Raw genomic sequence first — 24,631 nt, 5'->3', positions numbered from 1 at the left:
CCCGACGGACCACTACGCCGCGCGCCTTGAGGAACCGCAACGAATCTATCTGGAGCACGGACTTGCCCATGGCCTTGTTCTGGTAGATGACGAAGTATAAGGCGTCGGAGCATTCTTGCCGCTCAATGCTCCGGACCCGCCCGAGGCTGCACGGGCCCGCATTGCTGAATTGCATGGCGACCGGCTCAGTCGCCTTATGAGTGCAGAACTCCCTTTCCCGCCCTCAAACGCATGGATGCTCGCCACACTCGGTGTTCGGCCCAGCGCGGGCAGAAACGGCCTCGGTTCAGCGATCATCAAGACCGGGCTTCGCGAGATCAGCGGCATGGGTTCGGTGGTCGCATTAGAGACGTCTGACGAGTCGGCAACAACGCGGACGAGGGAACTCGACAGCTGATCCTTAAGGTCGTTTCGGTCCACATCGGCGTGGGCAGCCGGCGCACTTGCGAACACCAATGCGAGGCACGCGGTGAACACCGCGACGACCTTAAGAACACGAGACTGCACGACACTTCCCCTGTGAAACAGATTGCCGCCGAATAGATTCGACGAACTGGCTGTCCGAATATGGCGAATTGGTCGAAATCTTCGTGGCTGGGGTAGGTCGCTTGAACGACGGCCAGGTGTTGCCTGTGCTGGCAGCGTCGATGGTGAGCGGGGCGATCGACGAAAATTCGAATCGAACACTTGTGCTAATTGAATCTCCGGAGTAACGTAGATCACATCAACTACTCGACTTTGTTCGAGTGGTTGGTGTTCTTTGAAAACTTAAAAGCGCGTCGCGGCACACGGCGACACCAACTGCTTCCACGGCACTGCCGAGGAAGTACGGGTGAGTGTTGCGACGGCAATGGGTGGTACCGCTGGCCCGGCGGCATGGGGTTGTCGGGCGCGGTTACTGCCTGCTTGACGGCCCTGTTGGTGGGGTCAAAATTGCTGCCGCGCTGGCTTGGTGGTTTCCGGTGATCCGGGGGGCTCGGGCGGGTGCGGTGGGTGGCTGAATACTTCGTTTCTTGAAAGAGGGGGAATGTCATGAGCGTTTCTGAAGTGGTCAGGGAGTTCGCCGATCGGCTTTCCGATGACCTCTCCGGGGTGGAAGAGCAGGCGGGTGGTGGGTCGTTGGCGGGGTTGCTCGCCAACGCTTCGCCTGCCGGGGTCGACGACGGTGAAGTCCTCGCGGTGTTGGTCGAGGGGGTGCGGTTGCTGAATGTGGCGAACACGCTGCTCGCGCAGACGGTGCAAAGTGCGGTGCGGGTTGGGGTTCCGATGCGAAAGCGTTTGAAGACCGGGGCTGATCTGCTGTTGGGGTTGGGGGTTCCGCCGGCGGTCGCGTATCGGCTGGCGCGCGTGGGGAAGTCGTTTGAGTCGGTGGAAGCCCTGTCCGGGTTGGCTTCGCAGGCTCGGGTTGGTGGGGTGCCGATCGAGCACGCTGATGCGGTGGGGGAAGGGCTCACCTTTGTGGGGAAGCGGGTTGAGCTCGACACTGAGGCTGAGGCGCAGGTGGCGCGCAGGCTGATCGTGCAGGAGCGGCCGGGGGACGTTAGGAATCGGGCGCGGGAGATCGCGATCGAGCTGGCGCCGGACGCGGAGGAGTTGGATCCGGAGGCGGTTCCGGTGGCTGAGGACGCTGAGCTCAATGAGATGAGTGTGGTGGTCGGGGCTGATGGTCGTACCAGTGTGGCGCTGGATGTGGATGTGGTGTTGGGGGAGGAACTGCTGCAGGCTCTCGATCCGCTGTGTCGGCCAGTGTTGGCACCGGATGGGGGTCGGGATCCGCGGAATGTGGGGCAGCGTCGGGCTGATGCGTTCGGGCAGATTGTGCGGACGTATCTGTCTGGTAGTGAGCGGCCGACGAATGGTGGGGTGTTGCCGCACGTGAGCCTTTTGGTTCCGGTGGTGGCCGAATCTGGTTCGGGGAGTGCAGGTTCGGGCTCGGTCCCAGGTGCTGGTGGTTCTGTTGGCTCGGGTCGGGTGGCGTCGCTTGGGTTTACTGGGCCGGTGTCGGACCTGACCGTCGGGTTGGTTTTGTGTGATTCGGCGTTACGTCGGATTGGCGTTGATGGTGAGGGTGCGGTGTTGGACGTGGGGCGTGAGCATCGGACGGTGACGGTCCCGATTCGCAAAGCGTTGGAGGCCCGTGATCGGGGGTGTGCGGCGCCGGGGTGTGGGCGCCCGGTTGGTTGGACTGATGCGCACCATATTGTTCCGTGGTCGCAGGGCGGGGCGACGAGTGTTGAGAATTCGGTGTTGTTGTGCCGGATGCACCACACGATGGTTCACCACGGAGGCTGGGAAGTGTTCATGGGCCACGACCATCACCCGTGGTTTCGGGTGCCGGCCGATCCGGCTCGGCCGGGCGAGAAGGTTCGGGTGGTGCGTTCGCACGCTAGGCGCACGATGACGATCGCCAACGACGCCGCGGCCTGAGGCATTGCAGTGTAACCGGGGTGCTGCAAGGGTGGGAAAGGTGAAGAGGCTCGGAGCTAAACCCGTTCGATGATCGCGGCCAAGCCCTGGCCGCCGCCGATGCACATGGTCGCGAGGCCGTACAGGGCGTCGCGTCGCTGCAGCTCCCGGGCCAGTGTCCCGATCATGCGAGTGCCTGTCGCACCAACGGGATGTCCGAGGGAGATGCCCGAGCCGTGAACGTTGATACGGGCGAAATCGTCTGCGACCAAACCCCATTCCCGTGTGCAGGCGAGAGCCTGCGCGGCGAAGGCCTCATTGAGCTCGATGACATCCATGTCCTCCAACGACAACCCAGCGCGCGCTAGTGCTGCATTGCTGGCAGGGACGGGGCCAATGCCCATGTAGGCCGGATCGACGCCAGCCACAGCCCACGACACCAGCTTCGCGATCGGCCGCAAACCCACGCGTTCGGCGTACTCCGGATGGGTCACGAAGCAGACAGCGGCGGCATCATTCTGTCCACTCGCATTGCCCGCAGTGACCGTTGCTTCAGGGTCGGACGCGCCGAGCATCGGCCGCAGGCGAGATAGGCTCTCCATAGTTGTGTCCGCACGGGGATGCTCGTCAGAATCAACGACAATGTTGCCCTTCTTGGAGCGGACGGTCACCGGCACAATCTCCTCGGCAAACACGCCCGAGTGCTGCGCAGCAACAGCGCGACGGTGCGACTCCACTGCCAACTCGTCTTGCTCGATTCGGGAAATCGAGTACTGGCGTCGGAGGTTTTCGGCAGTCTCGATCATCCCGCCAGGCACCGGATAATTCCGACCGCCCGCCGTAACCCGCCCGCGCGCCAAACCATCGTGCAACATCACGCCGGGACCACGTACACCCCACCGCATATCGGTGCTGTAGAAAGGCACATTGCTCATCGACTCGGCACCGCCAGCGACCGCAATGTCGTTGACGCCGCTGGCCACTTGCATTCCAGCCATGACCACCGAATACAAGCCCGACCCGCACCGACGATCCACCTGCGCGCCAGGCACGGTCACCGGCAGACCAGCGTCGAGCGCGACGACGCGACCGATCGCCGGAGCCTCGCTGGTCGGATACACGTGCCCGAGAATCACATCGTCAATCGAGGCCGGTGCAACCCCGGTTCGATCGAGGAGGCCTCGCAATGCAATCTCGCCGAGTTCAGCGGCCGAGAGTGTTTTCAACGCACCGCCGTATCGACCGATCGGGGTACGGACCGGCTCGCAAATAACGACGTCCCTCATGGCTGACGCAGTGCTCATGACAAACACTGTGCCACCGCAAGGGGCAACTAAGAGGACTGTTGCCCCGAAGAGAACGCCGCCAGCCACGTCGCGAGAACCTGCTTCTCCCGATCGGGTCGGTCGCGCAACACCGCGCCAATGGCTAAGCCGCGAAGCAAACTGAGCAGTCCATCGAGGAAAATCAGATAGTGCTCGCCGTCGATATCGCCGTCAACGCTGAGTCGATCGACAAACGGTGCCAGCGAGTCATGCAGGTCGCGGAACAGTCGGTGCGCGCCGGGCTGCAAAGCTTCCCGGAGCGCAGGTTCTGTGCGTGCCGCCATCCACAGTTGTAGGCCAGCCACGAAGGTCGGCCGTCGCGTGATCTCATGAACGATATCGACCGCTTGCTCCGCTGAGGTGTTTGGACCAACCGCGCCGCGAATCTCCTCGCCCTGGTTCTCGGCGATGAAATCAATTGCGGCAACAGCGATTTCGGTCATCGAACCGAAGTGGTGGGTGAGCGCGCCGCGGCTAACTCCCGCAGCCGTCTGCACCCGCTGCATGGTCATTCCGGCATATCCGAACTCCACCAAAACCTCCACGGCTCCGGACAGGATCTGGTCGCGGGTGCGGACTGCACGTTCTTGACGAGGCTGAATGCTCACAGAGCAATCTTGGCAGGAGTTGGGCAATCTTGGCGGGAGGTGGGCAGCCTTGGCAGAGGAAGGGTCTTGACAGAAACTAAAACAGACTGAATGATCTGTTTTAAGAATCGGGCATCACGAACTGCAACACAAAGGAGCCAGCCATGGTCATGGCAGCTACGCACATTCGACGCGGCGCCCTGGCGCACGCCGACCGCACTGCCGTGTACTTCGGCGACGACACTCTCACGTTCCGTGAAGTGAACGACCGCGCCAACCTCATCGCACACCGACTGATCGAAGCGGGAATCGCCAAGGGCACCCATGTCGCGCTCTTGGTCAACAATGGACTGCACTCTCTGCCCGTTGATTTTGCCGCCATCAAGTCCGGTGTCGTACGCGTCCCGCTGAACGCACGACTGTCGCTCGATGAACACGCCGCCATGTTGGAAGGGTCCAAAGCGACTGTCGTCGTTGCTGATTCGACCCTGGCCGACCGCGCTGCCGAACTGGCCACCAGGATTCCTGAACTGCGGGTGTTCCGCGTCGGAACGAGTGACCCCGCTGACCTCTTGTCGCCGTCGTCGGACCCGATAGGTGAGCCGGACGTGGCTCTGACGCCTGATGATCCGACGCTCATGCTCTACACGTCTGGGACCACAGGCAAGCTCAAAGCGGTCGTGCACACGCAGGCGTCATACGGAGCAATCTGCTCCAATATCCTTGGCAATTTGCTTAATCCGCAACCTGATTCGGTGATGCTGCATGCTGCGTCGCTGATCCATGCCAGCGGAACGTTTGTCCTGCCGTACTGGATCCGCGGCGGTGCGTCCGCCATCCTCCCCGGATTTGAGCCAACGGGATTCGTCGACGCAATCAGCCGCTACCGAGTCACCGAAACCAACCTGGTCCCGACGATGTTCGCAATGCTCCTCAACACGGGAGTCCTCAACGGTGCCGATCTGTCATCGATGAGGAAGGTCATCTACGGTGCCAGCCCGATGCCAGCGCCCGTCTTGGAACGGTCGATCGAAGCGTTTGGTCCGATCCTCGCGCAGTACTACGGGCAGACTGAATCCCCGCTGGTTATCGCGAGCCTGGACGAATTTGCGCATGCAGACCGCACGCTGTGGGGCGCATGTGGAATGCCAGCCAACGATGTGGACCTGAAGCTCATCGACGAGGACGGTCATGAGGTGCCGCAGGGGGAGATCGGCGAAATTACGTTGAAGGCACCCTTTCAGATGGCGGGCTATTTTGACGCGGACGAACTCAATGCCGAGACGATCACCGCCGACGGTTGGCTACGCACACGCGATTTGGCCCGATTCGACGATCGCGGCTATCTGTTCCTCGTTGACCGCACCAGCGACATGATCATCTCCGGCGGCTACAACGTGTACCCGCGCGAAGTGGAGGATGCGCTCGCTTCGCACCCGGCGGTCGCCGAATGTGCAGTTGTCGGCGCACCCGACGACACGTGGGTCGAGGCAGTGACCGCCTTCGTCGTACGAAAGCCGGGTGTCGATGTCACCGAAGCCGACTTGATTGCACACGTTCGTTCGCAGATCGCTGCGCACAAGGCACCGAAATCCGTGATGTTCATAGACGCCATTCCGAAGTCTGCGGTCGGCAAAATCTTGCGCCGAGCCCTGCGCGAGCCGCTGTGGAACAAGTAGCGGCAACCAATGGCAACTGGAAACGGGGAGGCTCGAAATATGAAAGATATCCGAGTTGAGCGCGACGGCGACGTCACGATCATCATCATGGCGCGACCCGACCGCCACAATGCGGTCGACGGGATCATGTCACGTGAACTGGCCGAGGCCTTCCGGGCGTTTGAAGACTCCGACTCACAGGTGGCAGTCTTGGCAGGCGACGGGCCGTCGTTCTGCGCGGGCGCCGACCTTAAAGCAGTCGGGACTGACCGGAGCAACCCGCTGAATCTGGAAGGCGACGGCCCAATGGGGCCGACCCGAATGGACTTGAGCAAGCCGGTCATCGCCGCAATCAATGGCCACGCAGTGGCGGGAGGCCTGGAACTCGCCATCTGGTGCGACCTCCGCGTCGCCGACGAAGATGCCACGCTCGGGGTGTTCTGTCGACGCTGGGGTGTACCGCTGATTGACGGTGGCACAGTCCGACTCCCACGCCTGATTGGGCACAGCCGTGCAATGGATCTCATCCTTACCGGCCGCCCCGTCGACGCCCCAGAAGCCTTGAGTTTTGGCCTCGTCAACCGAGTGGTCCCAGCAGGTACCGCACGTGATGTCGCAGTGGCATTGGCACACGAGATCGCGCGAATGCCCGCCGTCTGCATGCGCGGAGACCGTCGGTCGGCCAGGGCCCAATGGTCCGACACCGAAGAAGCGGCCCTGCGGCACGAGTTCGCGATTGGTATGACCTCGCTGCAAGTTGACGGCGTCGGAGGTGCAGGCCGATTTGCCTCCGGTAAAGGCCGCGGCGGATCATTCGACGACATCTAGCGTTGACGTTCCCGTATCGACCGCATGCAACGTAGGGTCGAGACATGTCTGACGCCACGATTTCGGAGAGGTTTGCCGCACCAACCCTCCGTGCGCTTGAACAATCCGATCTGCCGTTCATCCATGCGCTCTTCAACGATCCAGACGTGATGCGGTTCTGGTTTTCGCCAGCTCACCTGACCCTTGCCGATCTTGAGGATGCGCACACGGCGAACCACCATGACGACCGTGACCGACGATTTATCGTTGACTCCGCTGGTCGCAGAGTTGGGCTGGTCGAACTGGTGAATATCGATCTGTTGCACCGGCATTGTGAATTCCAGATCATCATTGCGCCGGGTGAGCAGGGACGCGGTTTCGCGGGAACCGCAACCCGAGCAGCACTCGACTTTGCTTTCCGCTCGCTCAACCTGCACAAGGTGTACTTGCTCGTCGATAACGACAATCCGTCGGCCATCCACGTGTACGGCAAGGCCGGATTTGGTGTGGAAGGGGTGCTCAAGGAGGAGTACTTCGCCGATGGTGCCTACCGAGACGTGACCCGCATGGCGATCTTCCAAGCCGACCACCTCGCCGCCACCAACTGAGCAGCAAACGCCCGAAGAAGTAGCGAAGCAATGAGGACCGGCCGCGCGATCAACGTCCTGGTCTCCGCTGTAGTGACAGTCGTCGTTGCCGGGCTGCTGGCGACCCCGGTGGCAGCGGCTCCGGGGGCACCGAACAAGCTGCCGGTCACCTACAACTTCCTCGACGGTATTCGCGCTGAACTGTCGAACCCCGGCGGATCCCTTCCCGGAACCAACGACTTGACCTGCCGCCCCACACAGCAGCATCCGCGCCCGGTAGTTCTGCTGCACGGCAGCGGTGGCGGTCGCCAAACCAACTGGGTAACCCTCGCCGCAGTCCTCAAGAACGAGGGCTACTGTGTCTTCGCGCCCACCTACGGTGCCCTGTCACCGGTCTGGCCCGCGTCGGCTCTGGGCGGTCTAGGCCCCAAGATAGACAGCGCCTGGGATGTGAAGACGTTTATCGATCGCGTCCTGGCAGCGACCCGCACCGACAAAGTCGACATTGTCGGTCACTCCCTCGGCACCGAGATTCCAACCTATTGGATGAAGTATTTGGGTGGCCGAGGCCATGTGGCGCACTACGTGTCGCTCGCACCCTACTGGCGGCAAGGACCGGATGACGACGATGCCCGCGGCGAAGCGGTCGCCGAATTTAGAAAAAGTCTCGGAATCCTGGAGCCAACTCGACCGGCGTGCCCCGCGTGTTCGACGCCGCCTGCCGATCTCAACTTCAACCGCGCGGTCCGTGAACCGACGCCCTACCTGCCAGGCGTCGCTTACACCAACATCGTGACCCGCCACGACGAGATCGTGACCCCGTACAGCGTTGGCCTGCTCGACGGGCCACCTGGCACCCAAGTCCGTAACATTGTGGTGCAGGACGGTTGTGCACGTGATCACTCCGATCACATGTCCATCACTTCCAACCGCCGCAGTGCCGCACTGGTCCTGAATGCGCTCGACCCCGCGCATCCGCGCCGCGTCCCGTGCGTCGCTGTGGAACCGTTCACCGGAGGTTAGCTCATGGAACAACACAATCCAGATCCCCATCTGCCCGCCCGACTCACCGAGGCTGAGGCAATGGCACAAACCTCGGAAGCCTGGGCCGTCGTCGATGGGGAACTCGTGGCGAGTTTCTGGCCCGGCACCATGGTCAGCGGGCTCGACCTGGTCACCGCCGTGGTCGCCGCAGCCGAAGCGTCCGGGCATCATCCCGACATCGACCTTCGCTACTCCACGGTCGCCTTCCGAATCGTCACCCACAGTGCCGGACAATTGACGGAGCTCGACGTCGCGCTCGCACAATGGATCGACGAGATCGCCGCAGCGCAGGGTGTAGTCGCGGTGCCGCGCGACTGATGCCGACACCCGAATACGTCCTTAAGCTCCGCGAGCACATCGGTCACGAGCCACTGGTCTTGATCGGTGTCACCGCGGTGATCCTGCGCGAGTCGCCGGCGGGCATAGCAGTTCTCCTCGGAACACGGTCCGACGACGGTGCGTTGACGCCAATCACCGGGATCGTTGATCCAGGGGAGGAGCCCGCGCTCGCCGCACGCCGGGAGGCGATGGAAGAGGCGGGCGTCGAGATTGCGGTGGAGCGACTCGCGTGGGTCCACCAACTGCCGCGAAAGACACACGTCAACGGCGACCAAGTGGACTACTTCGACCTCACGTTCCGATGCCGCTGGATCTCCGGAGACCCACACCCGGCCGACGGTGAGATGACAGCGGTCGGCTGGCACGATCTCGATGACCTCGCGGCTGTGGCATCCGACGACCTGCGTGAACGAATCCGCCTCGCGGCCACCGGGTCCGGCGACACGCTATTCCATGGCTAGCTGCCGGTTCTTATCGTAGAAATACCGACGCGGAGTCGGCGATGTCGAGCAGCCACTGCGGGAAAATGCCGAGGACCAGTGTGATGGCCGCAGATACTGCGATCGGCACGGTGGTCAGCAGACTCGGCACCACCACATCCGGCACAGTGTTCTCGCTGCCCGCTTCGGAGTCGGTAAAGAACATCGCCACGATGACGCGAATGTAGAAGTACGCGGCGATGGCGCTGCACACCACACCAACGATCACCAGAGCCCACGCTCCGTCGTGGCCCGCCGCGCTGAACGTCGCGAACTTGGCGATGAAGCCGCTGGTGAGCGGAATGCCCGCGAATGACAGCAAGAACAGCGACATCATCGCGCCGACCAGTGGGCGGCGCCGCCCGATGCCAGCCCATGACGCAAGGTCGGTCGCTTCGCGTCCGGTGGAATCGCGCACCACCGACAGCAAGGCGAAGGCACCGAAGGCGGAGATCGCATAGGCCGCGACATAGAAGAGGGTGCTGGAGACCCCAGCGCGCGAAATGGTGATGGCACCGACTAGCGCGAAGCCGACATGACTGACGGACGAATACGCGAGCATGCGCTTGATGTCGTTCTGCGTTACCGCCATCAGCGTCGCGATCACCATTGTCGCGATCGTGATTACCCACAGTGCCGGTCGCCAATCTTGTTGCAATGCAGGGAAACCGACATGGAATACGCGCAAGAGTGCACCGAACGCGGCGACCTTGGTGGCAGAGGCCATCAGAGCCGTCACCGGAGTTGGCGCGCCCTGATACACGTCTGGCACCCACGATCCGAAGGGCACCGCACCGACCTTGAATAACAGGCCAACGGCGATCAATGCGAGTGCCGTGAGCGCCAGCGTGCGATCAGTGGCGGGCTCGAGGCTACTGCCGATCAGCGCCCGCCCAATCTCGGACAGTGACAGTGACCCGGTCGCGCCGTAAGCAAAGGACGCACCGAAAACAAAGATCGCCGACGAGAATGCTCCCAGGAGGAAGTACTTCAGCGACGCTTCTTGCGAGAGCAAGCGGCGGCGTCGCGCCAGGCCGCACATCACGTACAGGGGAAGTGACAGCACTTCTAGTGCGATAAACATCGTAAGGAGATCGCCGCACGCACCGAACAGCATCATGCCGCCGATCGCGATCAATGCCAGGGGATACACCTCAGTGGTGATCGACCCCGCGCGACCGGCGAGCAACTCCTCGGGGGAGCCCGGCACGGTGGCGCCGGATGGGGTAAATGCGTCAGCGGGCAGATCAGCATCGTCGATCGCGCTGCCGCCGGAGTCGTCGTCCTGTCCTCCGCCGCCGCCGACCGAGATTCGCCGACCAGCCGCAGTTTGCACCTCAACTGGTGCCCACACGCGGTCCAGGTGCCGCTCGCCCATCAGGGCCACGGCACCCAGCGACACGACCAGTACCGCGCCCTGTAAGAACAGCGTTGGCCCGTCAATCACGACGGCACCGGACATTGCCTTCGACGGCCCATCGGACCGGTACGACGCGACCACGAACATCAGCGCGACAAAGGACGCGACGAGGCCACCGCAGGCTAGTGACAACTGGACGATGTACCGCGATGCGGCCGATGCGAACGCCTCGACGAGGACGGCAATCACGGCGACGCCAAACACGATCAGCATCGGGGACAGGCGGAAGTAGTCGATGCTGTGCGGGTCGAGGGCGAGGGTCATCGCGGTCCTTCCACGGAACTGTCGGCCGGGCCGATCGTGACGGAGCGTTCAACGGCTGGCGGCTGGTGCGAATGGTCGACAGCAGGATTGATGTAGTTGAGAGCCAACTGCGGGAAGATGCCCAACACCAGCAAGCCAACGATCAGCGGTGCAACGACGGCCTTTTGCCGGAGATTCAGATCGACGATCTGGGTATCGGAACCGGTGTCAACGGTCGCACTTTTACGTACCGGACCACCCATCATGCGCTGGTATGTCCACAGGATGTACATCGCAGAGAGCACCAGTGCAGACGTCGCGATGATGGCAGCTACGGGATAGCGAGTGAAGGTGCCGATGATGACCAGGAACTCACTGACGAAGGGAGCTAGGCCAGGCAGCGACAGCGTCGCCATTCCCGCGACGAGGAAGGTGCCCGCCAGTATCGGGGCGAGCTTCTGGACGCCGCCATAGTCGGCGATTAGCGCGGTACCGCGCTGGGTCACCAGGAACCCGGCGATCAGGAATAGTGCGGCCGTGGATAGTCCGTGGTTGACCATGTAGAGCGTCGAACCGGACTGACCCTGGCTGGTAAGAGCGAAAATACCCAGCACAATGAATCCGAAGTGCGAGATTGAGGTGTAGGCGATCAGGCGCATCACGTCGCGTTGCCCAACAGCACAGATCGCGCCGTAAACAATGCTGATGACCGCGAGCGTCGAGATCACTGGCGCAAAGGTCTCGGAAGCCTCCGGGAACAGTCCGATGCAGAAGCGCAGCATCGCGAACGTGCCGACCTTATCCATTACTGCCATCATCATCACGGCTGCAGCCGGGGTGGTTGAGACGGCGGCGTCGGGGAGCCACGTGTGCAGGGGCCACAGGGGTGCTTTGACCGCGAACGCGAACACGAATCCCAGGAAAATGATGTTCATCGTCGTCGACGAGGCGTCTAGCCCGCCGGTTCTCGCCGCAGCCTGCAGGGCGGTGAAACTAAAGGTGCCGCCACCGTCGTTCCCGAGGTTTGACTGCGCGCTCACCACATACAACCCGATCACCGACGCCATCATGATGAGGCCACCGAACAGGTTGTACAGCAGGAATTTGAGCGCCGCCCGCGACCGGGCCTGCTCGGTCGCCGACCCAAAGCCGCCGATGAGGAAGTACATCGGGACCAGCATCGCTTCAAAGAAGATATAGAACAGCAGGACGTCGATGGCGACGAAACTCATCAGCACCATCGCCTCGACTGCCAGCATCAATGCCAAATACGTGTGAACCCGTCGCGGTGAGCCAGCATCGTCGGCCGTGCTGTCGGCATCGCGCCAGCCTGCGAGCAACAGGATCGGCGTCAGCACCACGGTCAGCAGAATGAGGGCGAGTCCGATCCCGTCGAGCGCCAGTGAATAGCGGGCACCGAACGCCGGAATCCAACTGACATCCTCGACAAGTTGGAACTTACCGTCACCGATGTCGAACTGCGTCGCCACCACAATCGACCACACCAGCGTGAGCAGTGCCGCACCTATCGCCACCTGCTTGGCGCTCACGGTGCGGCGAGCGGGCAGCAGCATCACCGCGATCGACGAGACGGCCGGAATGAGCCAGAGGACGGTGAGCCAGGGGATCGTCACAGGACACTCACCACCATCGTCAGTGCGGCCACCACGACAGTGCCCGCGAGAATTGAGAGCGCATAGGTACGGACGAAGCCGTTCTGCGCCTGGCGCGTCACTTGCGAAACTCCGGTGACGCCAGCACCGATTCCGGTGGGAACCACGCCGAATCCACGATCTTCGACGCCGACCAGTGCGGTCGTGAGCAGCTGGCCGGGACCGGCTACGACGCGCTCATTGAAGACGTCTCCGTAGAGGTCCTCACGCGCGGCGCGCGTCAATCCCGACACTCTTTCCGGCGGGCTTTCCGGTATCGGTGCTCGACCGTATTGCTGCCAGGCGATGGCGATTCCCACCGCGACCACCGCGAGTACGACCACGGTGACCGCCCACGACGGCAGCGGGCCGCCGTGGTCCGGGGCCACCCCGACTACGGGGGATAGGAAGTCGCTGAGCGTGCCGCCAATGGCGAGGAGTCCGCCGGAGAATACCGAGCCGATGGCGAGCAGGATCATCGGCCAAGTCATCGATGCGGGTGACTCGTGCGGTTCGGCCGGGGTGTTGCCTGCAGCGTCGCTGGTCGCCCAACGCTTCTCGCCGAAGAACGTCATGATCATGACGCGCGTCATGTAGAAAGCGGTGATTCCCGCGCCGAGGATCGCGGCCCCGCCGAGTAGCCAACCGCGGAGCCCGCCAGCGCCAAGTGCCGCTTCGATGATGTGGTCTTTGGAGTAGAAGCCCGAAAACGGTGGAACACCGATAATCGCGAGGTAGGCAAGACCGAAGGTCACGAAGGTGACCGGCATGAACGCCCGTAGCCCACCGAGGCGCCGCATATCGGTTTCGTCGTTCATGGCATGCATCACCGAACCCGATCCGAGGAAGAGTCCGGCCTTGAAGAAGCCATGTGTCAGCAAGTGCATGATCGCCACCGCGTAACCCGCGGGACCGAGCCCGGCGGCAAGCACCATGTAGCCGATCTGGCTCATCGTCGAGGCGGCAAGCGCCTTCTTGATGTCGTCCTTGGCGCAACCGATGATGGCACCGAATAGGAGCGTTACCGCACCAATAACGACGACGCCCGTCTGCGCGTGCGGCGCAAGGTTAAACAGCGGGGCGGACCGAGTAATCAGGTAGACACCCGCTGTCACCATGGTGGCGGCGTGAATGAGAGCCGACACCGGTGTTGGGCCTTCCATCGCGTCGCCGAGCCAAGCCTGCAGCGGCACCTGTGCCGACTTGGCGCAGGCACCGAGAAGCAACATGAAGCAGATGGCCGTCAACGCGGCCTCGCTGGTGGTGCCGGCGGCACCGAAAACCCCGTTGAAGTCGACCGAGCCCATGGTGGCAAACATGATCGCAAGAGCGATGACCATGCCGATATCGCCGACGCGATTCATCACGAAGGCCTTTTTGGCTGCGGTGGCCGCGACCGGCTTGTGCTGCCAGAACCCAATCAGCAAGTACGACGCCAAGCCGACGCCTTCCCAGCCCAGGTAGAGGCCGAGGTAAGAGTCGGCGAGCACCAAGATCAGCATCGCAGCTAGAAACAGATTCAGGTAGGCGAAGAATCGACGCCTCCCGGGATCGTGAGCCATGTACCCGAACGAGTACACATGGATCAGTGTGCCGACCACGGTGATCAGGAGGACAAAGCACATGGACAACTGGTCCAGGCGCAGGCCAGCGTCGACGCTGAAACTGCCGGTTTCGATCCAGCGGTAACTGCCGCTGGAAACGCCCCGCGCGGACTCGTCGCGCCCGATCATGCCGATCCACATGAGGATGCCGAGGATTGCCGAGCCACCGGCGAGGACGGTTGCCGCGATGTGACCCCACCGATCGGTGCGCCGCCCGGCCACGAGCAGGAAGAGCGCCCCAAACGCGGGTAGGCCCGGAATCAACCAGAGGAGCGTGCTGGTGAGGTCAGCATTCATACGGTCACCGCCTCAACAGGTTCTCGTCGTCGACCGAGGCGGAACGACGGGTACGGAAAATCATCATGATGATCGCGAGACCAACGACCACTTCGGCGGCGGCGACCACCATGGTGAAGAAGGCGATCACCTGCCCGTCGAGACTGCCGTGCATCCGCGCGAACGTGACGAACGACAGGTTCGCGGCGTTGAGCATCAACTCGATGCTCATGAAAACGACGATGGCGTTGCGCCTCAGGAGCACCCCCGACGCGCCGATCGCGAATAGGGCGGCCGCCAGGTAGAGGTAATTTTCCGGATTCATCGACCGTCCTCTACCTCGGGTTCGCCCGGTATTTCAGGTTTGCTCACCGTAGTGATCTCGTGCCCGTTGGCGGCGAGATCGCGGGCTTTGATCATCGCGTTGACGGACAGCTTGGACGGGCTTCCGTCGGGTTCGCGGGCTGGCACGTCGACGGCGTTGTGCCGGGCGTACACACCGGGAGGCGGCAGCGGCGTCACATGGCCCCCCGATGCGAAGCGCTCAATGGATTGCTCTCGCTGCCCCAAAATTCGACCGACCCGCTGGCGGTGCGCCAACACCATGGCGCCGAGAGTTGCGGCAATCAACAGGGCCCCCGTTAATTCGAAGGCCCACAGATAGCGCCCAAAAATGAGGACGGCGAGTTCGCGGATATTCTCATTGCCGCCACCGGGCGCGGTCCCAAAGCTGTAATCGGGTGCACCGACGAACGCGGCCAGCGAGGCACTGCCGATGCCTGCGATTAGCAGGATTGCAAAACCCACACCCAATCCGACGGCGATGAAGCGCTGCCCGCGGATAGTTTCGACGAGTGACTCGGAGGAGTCGACGCCGATCAGCATCAACACGAACAGGAACAGCATCATCACCGCGCCCGTATAGACGACGACTTGGACGACGCCTAAGAACAGGGCACCCTGCATCACGTAGAACACGGCCAGGATGATCATCGTCATTGCGAGAAAGACCGCCGAATAGACGGCCTTCGCGCTGAGGATGACGCCGAGCGCCCCGATGATGACGATCACGCCGAGCACCCAGAAGGTGACCGCTTCGGTGTTCGAGGTGCGCGTCAGCTCTTGCGCCAAGGAGGCCGCCGTCATTGCCGCTCCCGAACACTTGGGTCAGTAGGGCCCAGACTGCCAGGTGTCGGCTTCACGCCGTCTTTGAGCCCATCGGGTCCAATGTCCCCGCGATAGTAGTTTTCGGGACGGGACCCGGGGGCCATATCGTGCGGTGCCGGAGTCATCCACGGTTCCATCGGTGCGAGGAGTTGGTCTTTTTCGTAAATCATCCCGACCCGGGAGTCGCCAGCCATCTCGTAGTCATTGGTCATCGTGAGTGCGCGGGTGGGGCAGGCCTCGATACACAGGCCGCAGCCGATGCACCGCAAGTAGTTGATCTGGTAGACGCGCCCATACCGTTCACCGGGCGAGAATCGTTCGTCCTCGGTGTTGTCGGCACCTTCCACGTAGATCGCATCGGCAGGGCACGCCCACGCACAAAGTTCGCACCCGATGCACTTTTCCAACCCGTCGTCGTACCGGTTGAGCTGATGTCTGCCGTGATAGCGACGGGAAGTCGGCTCCTTGTGCTCGGGGTATTCCTCGGTGATGGTTTTGCCGAACATGCCGCTAAACGTGACGCCGAAGCCAGCGAGCGCATCGGGGATCTTGAATCGCGAGGCGGGCGGCAGCTTCGAACCGGTGGACTTGGATAGCTCAGACATTGGGTGCCTCCGGTGCAGACGTGGTGCCGGTCGGATTGCGCGCGCCAGCAAGCTGCGGGCCCGCGAGCTGCGGGGTGGGCAGTACCTGGCCTGGGAGCGGCGGTACCGGGAACCCGCCAGCCATCGGATCAAACGGCGAGCCAGGTGGCGGCAGTTCGGGTTTCACCGAGGCCGGGCCGCCGACGATTTCTCGGCGGATCGCGTACAGCAGTGCGGCGGTGACAACGATGCCCGCGGCCGCCACGATCAGACTCGACGTCCATTCCGATGCGCCACTGGTGGCTTGGTGAATCACCGCGACCACCATTACCCATCCGAGCGCGAACGGGATCAGGACTTTCCAGCCGAACGCCATGAATTGGTCGTACCGCAGGCGCGGGAGCGTGGTCCGAAGCCAGAAGAAGACGAACATAAAGATCCACATTTTGATGACGAACCACAGCATCGGCCACCAGCCAGAGTCGGCGCCGTCCCAGATGGAGATGGGCCATGGCGCTTGCCAGCCGCCAAGGAAGAGCGTGGTCGCCAGTGCAGATACGGTTGCCATATTGACGTACTCGGCGAGCATGAACATCGCGAACTTCAGCGATGAGTACTCGGTGTGGAAGCCGCCCACGAGTTCGCCTTCGGCTTCAGGAAGATCGAATGGTGCGCGGTTGGTTTCACCAACCATGGAGATCGCGTAAATAACGAACGACGGCAGCAGCAGCAGAATGTACCAGTGGTGCACCTGGCTCGACACGATCTCCGATGTGGACATCGTCGTCGACAGAATGAAGACGGCCGCGAACGTCAGCCCCATCGCGATCTCATAGGAAATCACCTGGGCCGTCGACCGGAGGGCTCCGAGCAGCGGGTACGTCGATCCCGACGACCAGCCAGCAAGGACGATGCCGTAGACACCGATCGACGCCATGGCCAGCACATACAGCACGCCGATCGGGAGGTCGGTGAGTTGCAGCGGGGTGCGGTGTCCAAAGATGGAGACCTCCGGGCCCATCGGGATCACAGCGAAGGCCATGAACGCCGGGACCACCGAGATCACCGGTGCCAGCAGGTAGAGGGCCTTGTCGACGCCAAACGGGGTCAATCCCTCCTTGAGAGCAAGTTTGACGCCGTCAGCGAGAGACTGCAGCGCACCGTGCCAGCCGACACGGTTTGGGCCGATCCGGTACTGCATGCGCGCCATGATCTTGCGTTCGGCGAGGATCGCGACGAGGACGGTCAGAACGAGGAACGCGAAGATGCCGACGGACTTAAGGAGCATCAACCACCAGGCGTCGTACCCGAAATTGGCGAGGTCGGGGAACACCGTTTGGGCGACGGGAATCTCACTCATGCTGGTCCTTCGCGATCGTGACAACCTGCCCCGGCTCGGCTTCGAGCATCGGATACACGCGGGAACCCGGCGAATTCATGGGCAGCCAGACCACGCGGTCGGGCATCTCGGTGATGGTGAGCGGCAGAGCCACGGTGCCGTGATCTGTGGAGACGCAGACCCGCTCGCCGTCGGCGACACCAATTTCGGTGGCTGTCGAAGCTGAAAGTCGGGCGGTCGCGCGGTGCGCGGTCCCCGCGAGGTGCGGTTCGCCGTCTTGCATGCCGCCAAAATCCAGGAGCATCCGCCACGACGCCAGCACGGCTTCACCGGCTGCGGGCTCGGGCAACGGTGCCCCTTCGACGGGCGGCGCAAGGTGTCGTTCGCCCGCCCAACTGCCGAGCTGACCGAACTCGCGGTGAATGCTTGCCACATCATTGCAGCCGAGGTCGACGCCCAGTTCAGCGGCCAAATTGTGCAAGACCCGATGGTCGGATACGCGCAGCGTGCCACCGTCCGATTCAGCGGGCGGCAATGCGACGTCGAAGGCCCGTGGACGGCCCTCCCAATTGACGAACGTACCCGCTTTCTCCGCGACCGCAGCCACGGGAAAGACGACGTCGGCGAGGGCTGTCGCTGCACTGTGTCGCATTTCGAGGCTGACTACGAAGTCGGCGTTCGCCAGCGCAGTTTCTGCGGCGGAGGGATTGGGAAGGTCGTCAAGCTCAACACCGCCGACGACCACCGCGGAAAGTTCGCCGCGGGTGAGCGCTTCGACGATCTCGGCGGTGTTGCGTCCCGGTGTTGCCGGTGGTCGCACACCCCAGATCGCGGCGACATCTCGGCGAGCGCGCTCGGACTCCAGCGGTCGACCCGCGGGAAGCAAGTTGGGAGCGGCCCCAACATCGAGTGCACCGCGTTCACCAGCGCGTCGCGGAATCCAAGCGATTCGCGCACTCGTCGCCGCGGCCACCTCGGCCGCGGCGACAAGTGCACCGGCGCACCCCGCAAGACGTTCTCCACAGAGGAGAACAGCGCCGGGCTCGGCGAGCAGTGCGCGCAAGCGAGGGTCGCGCAGCACCGCGGCCTCGCTTCCCGGCACGCACTGCATGAGAGTTCCGCCGGCCTTGGTGACTCCCGGCGATGCCCACGAGGCGATGGAGTAAATCTGCTGCCCATGCTTGCGGTGGGCTTTCCGCAGGCGCAGGAACAGCATCGGGCATTCTTCTTCGGACTCCAGACCAGCCAGGACCACCACCGGTGCCTGCTCGAGTTCGGCATACGTGAGGCCGATCCCGGTGCCCGCGATGTGCGCGGCGAGGAAGTCTTCTTCTTCAACCGAATGGGTCCGCGCACGGAAGTCGACGTCGTTGCTGGCGAGCACCGCTCGCGCGAACTTGCCGTAGGCGTAGGCGTCTTCGACGGTCGAGCGCCCGCCGACCAGCACTCCGGTGCGACTTCCCGCAGCGCGCAAGCCCTCCGCTGCGAGGGCCATCGCGTACGACCACGGTGCCTCGTGGAGTTCGCCGTCGTCGCCGCGAACCAGCGGGGTGGTGATGCGGTCGGGCCGGGTGGCGTAGGTGAACGCCCACCGACCCTTGTCGCAGTTCCATTCTTCGTTGACTTCCGGATCGTCACCGGCCATGCGCCGCATGACTTTTCCTCGTCGATGGTCGGTGCGTTGCGCGCAGCCTGCCGAACAGTGCTCACACACACTGGGCGAGGAAATGAGATCGAACGGGCGCGACCGGAAACGGTACGCGGTGCCCGTCAGTGCGCCGACTGGGCAGATCTGCACGGTGTTGCCCGAAAAATACGACTCGAATGGTTCGTCTTCGTAGGCGCTGACCTGCTGCAGTGCGCCGCGCTCGGCCATCTCGATGAGGGGATCACCCGCGATCTCGGTCGAGAAGCGGGTGCACCGCGCGCACAGGACACACCGTTCGCGGTCCAGCAGGACCCCGGTCGAGAGGGGAACCGGCTTGGTGAACGTACGTTTGACGCCGCCGTAGCGCGACTGCGGACGGCCCGTCGACATCGACTGATTCTGCAGGGGGCACTCGCCACCCTTATCGCAAGTGGGGCAGTCGAGCGGGTGGTTGATGAGGAGCAATTCCATGATCCCCTCCTGCGCGCGTTTGGCGACTTCGGAGGAGTGCTGGGTGCGGACCACCATGCCGTCACTGACGGTGATGGTGCACGACGCCATGGGTTTGCGTTGACCTTCGATGTCGACCAGACACTGCCGGCAGGCACCAACTGGCGCGAGAAGCGGGTGGTCGCAGAAACGGGGGATTTCCACGCCGATCAACTCGGCGGCTCGAATCAGCAGCGTGCCCTTGGGAACGGTCACCTCGGTGTCGTCAATCGACAGTGTCACCATGTTGTCGGGTACCGCTTCGGTCGGGCTGGACTCGGTATTTTTGCCGGGGGCGGTCATGGCGTGACTCCTTCGGGGGAATCAAAGACGGTGCTCTTATCCGGATCAAACGGGCAGCCGCCGGGATGGCCGTCGTGGGGGAAGTGCGCCAGGTATTCGTCGCGGAAGTGCTCGAGAGAACTCATGATCGGGGCACCTGCCGCGTCACCGAGTGCGCAGAAGGCCTTCCCGACGATGCTGTCGGTGATCTCGGTCAGTGTGGTGAGGTCCGCTTCCGTGGCGTCACCGGACTCCAGCCGCCGCATCATCTGGACAAGCCAGTAGGTGCCTTCACGGCACGGGGTGCACTTGCCACACGATTCGTGTGCGTAAAATTCGCTCCACCGCAAGACTGCCCTGACCACGCAAACGGTCTCGTCGAAGATTTGCAGGGCTTTGGTGCCGAGCATGGAACCGGCGGCACCGACCCCCTCGTAGTCGAGCGGAACGTCGAGGTGCTCGGGCGTGAACATCGGCGTCGACGATCCGCCCGGTGTCCAGAACTTGAGCTGGTGACCTTCGCGGATCCCGCCTGCCCGATCAAGCAGCTCACGCAGGGTGATCCCGAGTGGAGCCTCGTACTGTCCGGGGTTCTTGACGTGCCCGGACAACGAATACATGGTGAATCCGGGGGACTTCTCGGTCCCGAACTCGCGGAACCAGTCGGGTCCGTTGCGGAGAATCGAGGGGACGCTGGCGATCGATTCGACGTTGTTAACGACGGTCGGGCTCGCATATAGCCCAGCGACGGCCGGGAATGGCGGCCGCAGACGCGGCTGACCGCGTTTACCTTCCAACGAATCCAGAAGCGCGGTTTCCTCACCGCAAATGTAGGCCCCGGCCCCGGCGTGCACCACAAGGTCCATGCCGAATCCGGAGCCGAAGATGTCGGACCCAATCAATCCGGCCTCGTAGGCTTCGGCGACGGCGGCGCGCAACCGCCGAACGACGCCAGCGACTTCGCCGCGGATATAGATAAAGGCGTGCTGGGCGCGGATCGCGTAGGCCGCGATGATGGCACCCTCAATCAGGGTGTGGGGCGATGCCAGCATCAGTGGCATGTCCTTGCAGGTCCCGGGCTCGGATTCGTCCGCATTCACCACGAGGTAATGCGGCGTATCAGCTCCGCCGGGCTTGTCGCCCTGCGGAATGAATGACCACTTGGTGCCCACGGGGAAACCCGCACCGCCTCGACCGCGAAGTCCGGAAGCCTTCACCTGATCAATTACTTCGTCCGGGGGGAGGCGCAGCGCGGCTTTCAGGCCCTGGTACCCGTTCTGGCGCAGGTAGCTTCGGAGCGTCCACGATTCCGGCTCGGACCAGTATCGACTTAGTTGGGGCACCTCGGCGGGCTCAGGGGTAGACGACGGCAAGCTGACGGCAATCATGGTTGCGCCTCCTCGCCGGAATTGGCAATCTCGGGCAACCCGGCCAGCAGTCGAGCCGCCTGCCGGAACGTACACAGCGTTTCGGGTCCACGGCTGGGGGTGCGCGGCACTCCGGCACGCAGGTCGTCGACCAACTGTTTCACCGATTCGGGTGTCTGGTTGTCGAAGAACTCCCAATTGACCATTACGACGGGTGCAAAGTCGCAGGCGGCATTGCATTCGACGCGCTCAACGGTGACGCGCCCGTCGGAGGTGGAATCGCCAGGATTGATCCCGAGACTGTCGGTCAGTTCGGACAGGATGGCATCGCCGCCCATTACTGCGCACAGGGTGTTGGTGCAGACTCCGATCAGGTACTCGCCGGTCGGTTCGCGCCGATACATCGAGTAGAAGGTCGCCACGCCCGCGACCGTCGCGGCCGTCAATTGCAATTGATCGGCGCAGAACATGATGCCTGCACGCGTGAGGTAGCCGTCATGGCTTTGCACGAGGTGCAGCAGTGGCAGTAACGCCGACTCCGACTGCGGGTAGCGGCTGATGATGGTGGACGCCTCGACAGCTAACGCTGCCGTCTCCTCGTCGGAATAGGCGGCCGGGCCGTCGAATCCAATGGGCGGATGCGCCATGCCGGTCGAGAACGGCATCACCGACGATGTGGGCGGACCCGTCGAAATCTCCACAAAGACCGGTTCGCTCATCGGTCCACACCTCCCATCACGGGGTCGATACTCGCCACTGCGGTAATGACATCGGCGACCAGACCGCCCTCGCACATCGCCGCGACAGCCTGCAGATTGGTGAATGACGGATCGCGGAAGTGAACGCGGTAGGGGCGGGTACCACCGTCGGAAACCATGTGGACACCGAGTTCGCCTCGCGGTGACTCGATGGCGACATAGCACTGGCCGGCGGGGACGCGCATCCCCTCGGTCACCAATTTGAAGTGGTGAATTAACGACTCCATCGACATGCCCATGATTTCGGCGATGTGTTCGGGAGAGTTGCCCATTCCATCCGGACCGACAGCCAGGTCGGCTGGCCAGGCGAGTTTGCGGTCGGCAATCATGACCGGCCCCGGTTCGAGGGCGTCCAGGCATTGCCGTGCGATCCGTACCGATTGCTTCATTTCTTCGATGCGGATCAGGTAGCGGCCGTATGAGTCACACGCGGTGTCGGTGATGACGTCGAAGTCGTAGTTCTCGTAGCCGCAATAGGGCTCGGACTTGCGGAGGTCGTAGGGCAATCCGGTTGACCGCAGGACTGGCCCGGTAATGCCGAGGGCCATGCAGCCAGTCAGGTCCAAATATCCGACGCCCTGGGTGCGGGCCTTCCAGATGTAATTTTCCGTAAGCAGGGCCTCGACGTCGCCGATCTGGCCGGGGAGGCCGTCGAGCACGGCGGCGATTTTGGCTTCGGCGCCTTCGGGGAGGTCTTGCGCGATGCCGCCGGGCCGGACAAACGCATGGTTCATGCGGAGTCCGGAAATGTCTTCGAACAGGTCAAGGATGGTTTCACGGGCTCCGAAACCCAAGAACATCGGCGTCACCGCGCCGAGTTCCATTCCGCCGGTCGCGAGCGCCACCAGGTGCGAAGCGATCCGGTTCAGTTCCATCAGCAACACGCGAATCACGGTGGCGCGCGGCGGGATGTCGTCGGTCACACCGAGAAGTTTCTCGACTGCCAAACAGTAGGCGGTCTCGTTGAAGAAGGGGGACAGGTAGTCCATTCGCGTCACGGAGGAGACGCCTTGCGTCCACGTCCGGTATTCGAGGTTCTTCTCGATCCCGGTGTGCAGATAGCCGATACCGCAGCGAGCCTCGGTGACAGTCTCACCCTCCAACTCGAGGATGAGACGCAACACCCCGTGCGTCGACGGATGCTGTGGACCCATATTGACGACGATCCGCTCATCGTTGGGGCCGGCCGAAGCGCGTTCGTGGACTGCTGCGACGACATCTTCCCAGTCGCGGCCGGCGACACTGAAGGTGGACCGGGGAGCCATTAGTTGTACCGCCTTCGTTGATCGGGCGGCGCTATGGTCGCGCCCTTGTACTCGACCGGGATGCCGCCTAGCGGGTAGTCCTTGCGCTGGGGATGTCCTTCCCAGTCGTCTGGCATTTCGATTCGGGTCAACGACGGGTGTCCGTCGAAGATGATGCCGAAGAAGTCGTAGGCTTCGCGCTCGTGCCAATCGTTTGTCGGATACACCGGCAGCAGAGTGCTCACGTGGGGATTGGAATCGGGGATTGCCACTTCCAGTCGGATTCGGCGGTTGTGGGTGATGGACCGCAGCGGGTAAACCGCATGCAGTTCGCGGCCGGTCTCGTCCGGGTAGTGCACGCCGCTGACGCCGAGGCACAGTTCAAATCGCAGTAGCGGTTCGTCCCGCAGAGCCGAGGCGACGGGCAGCAGGTGCGTGCCAGTCACGAAGACGGTGAGGTCGCCGCGGTCGACGATGTACTTCTCGATGGCGTCGTCGACGACGATGCCACGACGTCCCAACGCTGCCTCCAGCTCGTCGACGACCTCATCGAAGTAGCCGCCGAACGGCCGAGAGGTATTGCCGGGCAGCGTGATTGGAGCCACCATGCGGCCGTAGCCGGACGTGTCACCTGGTCCTTCGGCGCCAAAGAGGCCGTGGCGAGTGCCGATAACTTCGTGGCCGCTTCCCGGCCGGATAACTTCGCCCGTCATCGGAGAAGACCCTTGAGCTCGATCTTGGCCGGTGCCGACAAGGCGGCCGCCTCGACCCGACGGATTGTCTCTTCCCGATGCACTCCGAGTGGGGTTTCCTGAATCTGTTCGTGCAATTTCAGAATGGCGTGCAGCAGCATTTCCGGGCGTGGCGGACACCCGGGCAAGTAGATGTCGACTGGAACGACATGATCGACACCCTGCACGATCGCGTAGTTGTTGAACATGCCACCCGAGGAGGCGCACACGCCCATCGCTAGGACCCACTTTGGCTCGGCCATCTGGTCGTAGATTTGCCGAAGCACCGGCGCCATCTTTTGGCTTACGCGACCGGCGACGATCATGAGGTCAGCTTGGCGAGGAGACGCGCGGAAGGCTTCCATGCCAAAGCGGGCGAGGTCGTAGCGGCCAGCGGTGGTCGCCATCATTTCGATTGCGCAGCAGGCCAATCCGAAGGTCGCGGGCCAGAGCGAACCTTTTCGCATATAGCCTGCGAGGCCTTCAACGGTGCTCAGTAGAAAACCACCAGGTACCTGTTCTTCGAGTCCCATGATGCTTCTCCTTCTCCTCGTGCGCTGCCGCGCCTGCGACATCCCACTGGCGCGGGGATGGG

Annotated in this window: 21 protein-coding genes and 1 pseudogene; 8 read left to right on the top strand and 14 right to left on the bottom strand. The window is 62.9% G+C overall.

From position 1 onward, the window contains the following. The first annotated feature begins 196 nt into the window (after positions 1-196). Entirely contained in the window at positions 197-397 is a 201-nt protein-coding gene (locus AC1L34_RS07680) for a hypothetical protein (RefSeq protein WP_424322416.1), read from the top strand. A 635-nt stretch (positions 398-1,032) separates the two neighbouring features. Next, entirely contained in the window at positions 1,033-2,427 is a 1,395-nt protein-coding gene (locus AC1L34_RS07675; RefSeq protein WP_424293576.1) for an HNH endonuclease signature motif containing protein, read from the top strand. A gap of 56 nt (positions 2,428-2,483) precedes the next feature. On the opposite strand, the gene AC1L34_RS07670 is transcribed toward AC1L34_RS07675, so the two are convergent. Beyond that, a complete protein-coding gene (locus tag AC1L34_RS07670; RefSeq protein ID WP_424293591.1) occupies positions 2,484-3,692 on the bottom strand; it encodes an acetyl-CoA C-acetyltransferase in 1,209 nt (402 codons plus the stop codon). A gap of 47 nt (positions 3,693-3,739) precedes the next feature. Next, on the bottom strand, positions 3,740-4,339 hold the full coding sequence (locus AC1L34_RS07665; RefSeq protein WP_424293577.1) for a TetR/AcrR family transcriptional regulator: 600 nt from the start codon (positions 4,337-4,339) through the stop codon (positions 3,740-3,742). Positions 4,340-4,482: 143 nt separating this feature from the next. On the opposite strand from AC1L34_RS07665, the gene AC1L34_RS07660 reads away from it, so the two are divergent. The 6 genes from AC1L34_RS07660 to AC1L34_RS07635 are packed head-to-tail and all read left to right on the top strand — an operon-like array spanning position 4,483 to position 9,214. Continuing rightward, positions 4,483-5,997: a class I adenylate-forming enzyme family protein gene (locus tag AC1L34_RS07660; RefSeq protein ID WP_424293578.1), complete on the top strand. Its 1,515-nt coding sequence runs from the start codon at positions 4,483-4,485 to the stop codon at positions 5,995-5,997. A gap of 39 nt (positions 5,998-6,036) precedes the next feature. After that, positions 6,037-6,804 (top strand): crotonase/enoyl-CoA hydratase family protein, encoded by a 768-nt coding sequence (locus tag AC1L34_RS07655; RefSeq protein ID WP_424293579.1) that lies wholly within the window; start codon positions 6,037-6,039, stop codon positions 6,802-6,804. 44 nt (positions 6,805-6,848) lie between these two features. After that, entirely contained in the window at positions 6,849-7,391 is a 543-nt protein-coding gene (locus AC1L34_RS07650) for a GNAT family N-acetyltransferase (RefSeq protein WP_424293580.1), read from the top strand. A 30-nt stretch (positions 7,392-7,421) separates the two neighbouring features. Continuing rightward, positions 7,422-8,393 (top strand): esterase/lipase family protein, encoded by a 972-nt coding sequence (locus tag AC1L34_RS07645; protein WP_480035250.1) that lies wholly within the window; start codon positions 7,422-7,424, stop codon positions 8,391-8,393. Between the two features lie 3 nt (positions 8,394-8,396). Further along, positions 8,397-8,732, top strand: coding sequence for a 4a-hydroxytetrahydrobiopterin dehydratase (locus AC1L34_RS07640; protein ID WP_424293582.1), 336 nt, complete (start codon positions 8,397-8,399; stop codon positions 8,730-8,732). Beyond that, entirely contained in the window at positions 8,732-9,214 is a 483-nt protein-coding gene (locus tag AC1L34_RS07635; RefSeq protein ID WP_424322419.1) for an NUDIX hydrolase, read from the top strand. Before AC1L34_RS07640 ends, AC1L34_RS07635 begins: the two co-directional genes overlap by 1 nt. Before the next feature lie 10 nt (positions 9,215-9,224). Here AC1L34_RS07635 and nuoN read toward each other — a convergent pair whose 3' ends face one another. The 12 genes and pseudogenes from nuoN to AC1L34_RS07575 form a co-directional block, all read right to left on the bottom strand. Next, the gene (gene nuoN / locus AC1L34_RS07630) at positions 9,225-10,916 is read right to left on the bottom strand and encodes an NADH-quinone oxidoreductase subunit NuoN (RefSeq protein WP_424324034.1); all 1,692 of its coding nucleotides are present in this window, start codon (positions 10,914-10,916) and stop codon (positions 9,225-9,227) included. Continuing rightward, entirely contained in the window at positions 10,913-12,469 is a 1,557-nt protein-coding gene (locus tag AC1L34_RS07625) for an NADH-quinone oxidoreductase subunit M (protein WP_480035322.1), read from the bottom strand. The genes nuoN and AC1L34_RS07625 overlap by 4 nt, the downstream gene beginning before the upstream one ends. 56 nt (positions 12,470-12,525) lie before the next feature. Further along, positions 12,526-14,448, bottom strand: coding sequence for an NADH-quinone oxidoreductase subunit L (gene nuoL, locus AC1L34_RS07620; protein ID WP_424322421.1), 1,923 nt, complete (start codon positions 14,446-14,448; stop codon positions 12,526-12,528). A 4-nt stretch (positions 14,449-14,452) separates the two neighbouring features. Continuing rightward, positions 14,453-14,752, bottom strand: a complete 300-nt coding sequence (gene nuoK / locus AC1L34_RS07615) for an NADH-quinone oxidoreductase subunit NuoK (RefSeq protein ID WP_424293587.1) — start codon at positions 14,750-14,752, stop codon at positions 14,453-14,455. After that, positions 14,749-15,573, bottom strand: coding sequence for an NADH-quinone oxidoreductase subunit J (locus tag AC1L34_RS07610; protein WP_424293588.1), 825 nt, complete (start codon positions 15,571-15,573; stop codon positions 14,749-14,751). Before AC1L34_RS07610 ends, nuoK begins: the two co-directional genes overlap by 4 nt. Then, the gene (gene nuoI / locus AC1L34_RS07605) at positions 15,570-16,247 is read right to left on the bottom strand and encodes an NADH-quinone oxidoreductase subunit NuoI (protein ID WP_480035321.1); all 678 of its coding nucleotides are present in this window, start codon (positions 16,245-16,247) and stop codon (positions 15,570-15,572) included. Before nuoI ends, AC1L34_RS07610 begins: the two co-directional genes overlap by 4 nt. After that, a complete protein-coding gene (gene nuoH, locus AC1L34_RS07600; RefSeq protein ID WP_480035249.1) occupies positions 16,192-17,538 on the bottom strand; it encodes an NADH-quinone oxidoreductase subunit NuoH in 1,347 nt (448 codons plus the stop codon). Before nuoH ends, nuoI begins: the two co-directional genes overlap by 56 nt. Then, positions 17,531-19,957: an NADH-quinone oxidoreductase subunit G gene (locus AC1L34_RS07595; protein ID WP_424322422.1), complete on the bottom strand. Its 2,427-nt coding sequence runs from the start codon at positions 19,955-19,957 to the stop codon at positions 17,531-17,533. The genes nuoH and AC1L34_RS07595 overlap by 8 nt, the downstream gene beginning before the upstream one ends. After that, a pseudogene (nuoF, locus tag AC1L34_RS07590) lies at positions 19,954-22,022 on the bottom strand (NADH-quinone oxidoreductase subunit NuoF). Before nuoF ends, AC1L34_RS07595 begins: the two are co-directional and overlap by 4 nt. Beyond that, complete coding sequence (gene nuoD / locus AC1L34_RS07585; RefSeq protein ID WP_480035248.1) at positions 22,019-23,326, bottom strand: NADH dehydrogenase (quinone) subunit D; 1,308 nt, start codon at positions 23,324-23,326, stop codon at positions 22,019-22,021. Before nuoD ends, nuoF begins: the two are co-directional and overlap by 4 nt. Further along, positions 23,326-24,018 (bottom strand): NADH-quinone oxidoreductase subunit C, encoded by a 693-nt coding sequence (locus AC1L34_RS07580; RefSeq protein ID WP_424325598.1) that lies wholly within the window; start codon positions 24,016-24,018, stop codon positions 23,326-23,328. Before AC1L34_RS07580 ends, nuoD begins: the two co-directional genes overlap by 1 nt. After that, positions 24,015-24,569, bottom strand: a complete 555-nt coding sequence (locus AC1L34_RS07575; RefSeq protein WP_424294436.1) for a NuoB/complex I 20 kDa subunit family protein — start codon at positions 24,567-24,569, stop codon at positions 24,015-24,017. Before AC1L34_RS07575 ends, AC1L34_RS07580 begins: the two co-directional genes overlap by 4 nt. Positions 24,570-24,631 lie beyond the last annotated feature (62 nt).

The organism is Gordonia sp. 34D, assembly GCF_056682775.1.
This window is presented reverse-complemented; position numbering and strand designations above follow the sequence as displayed.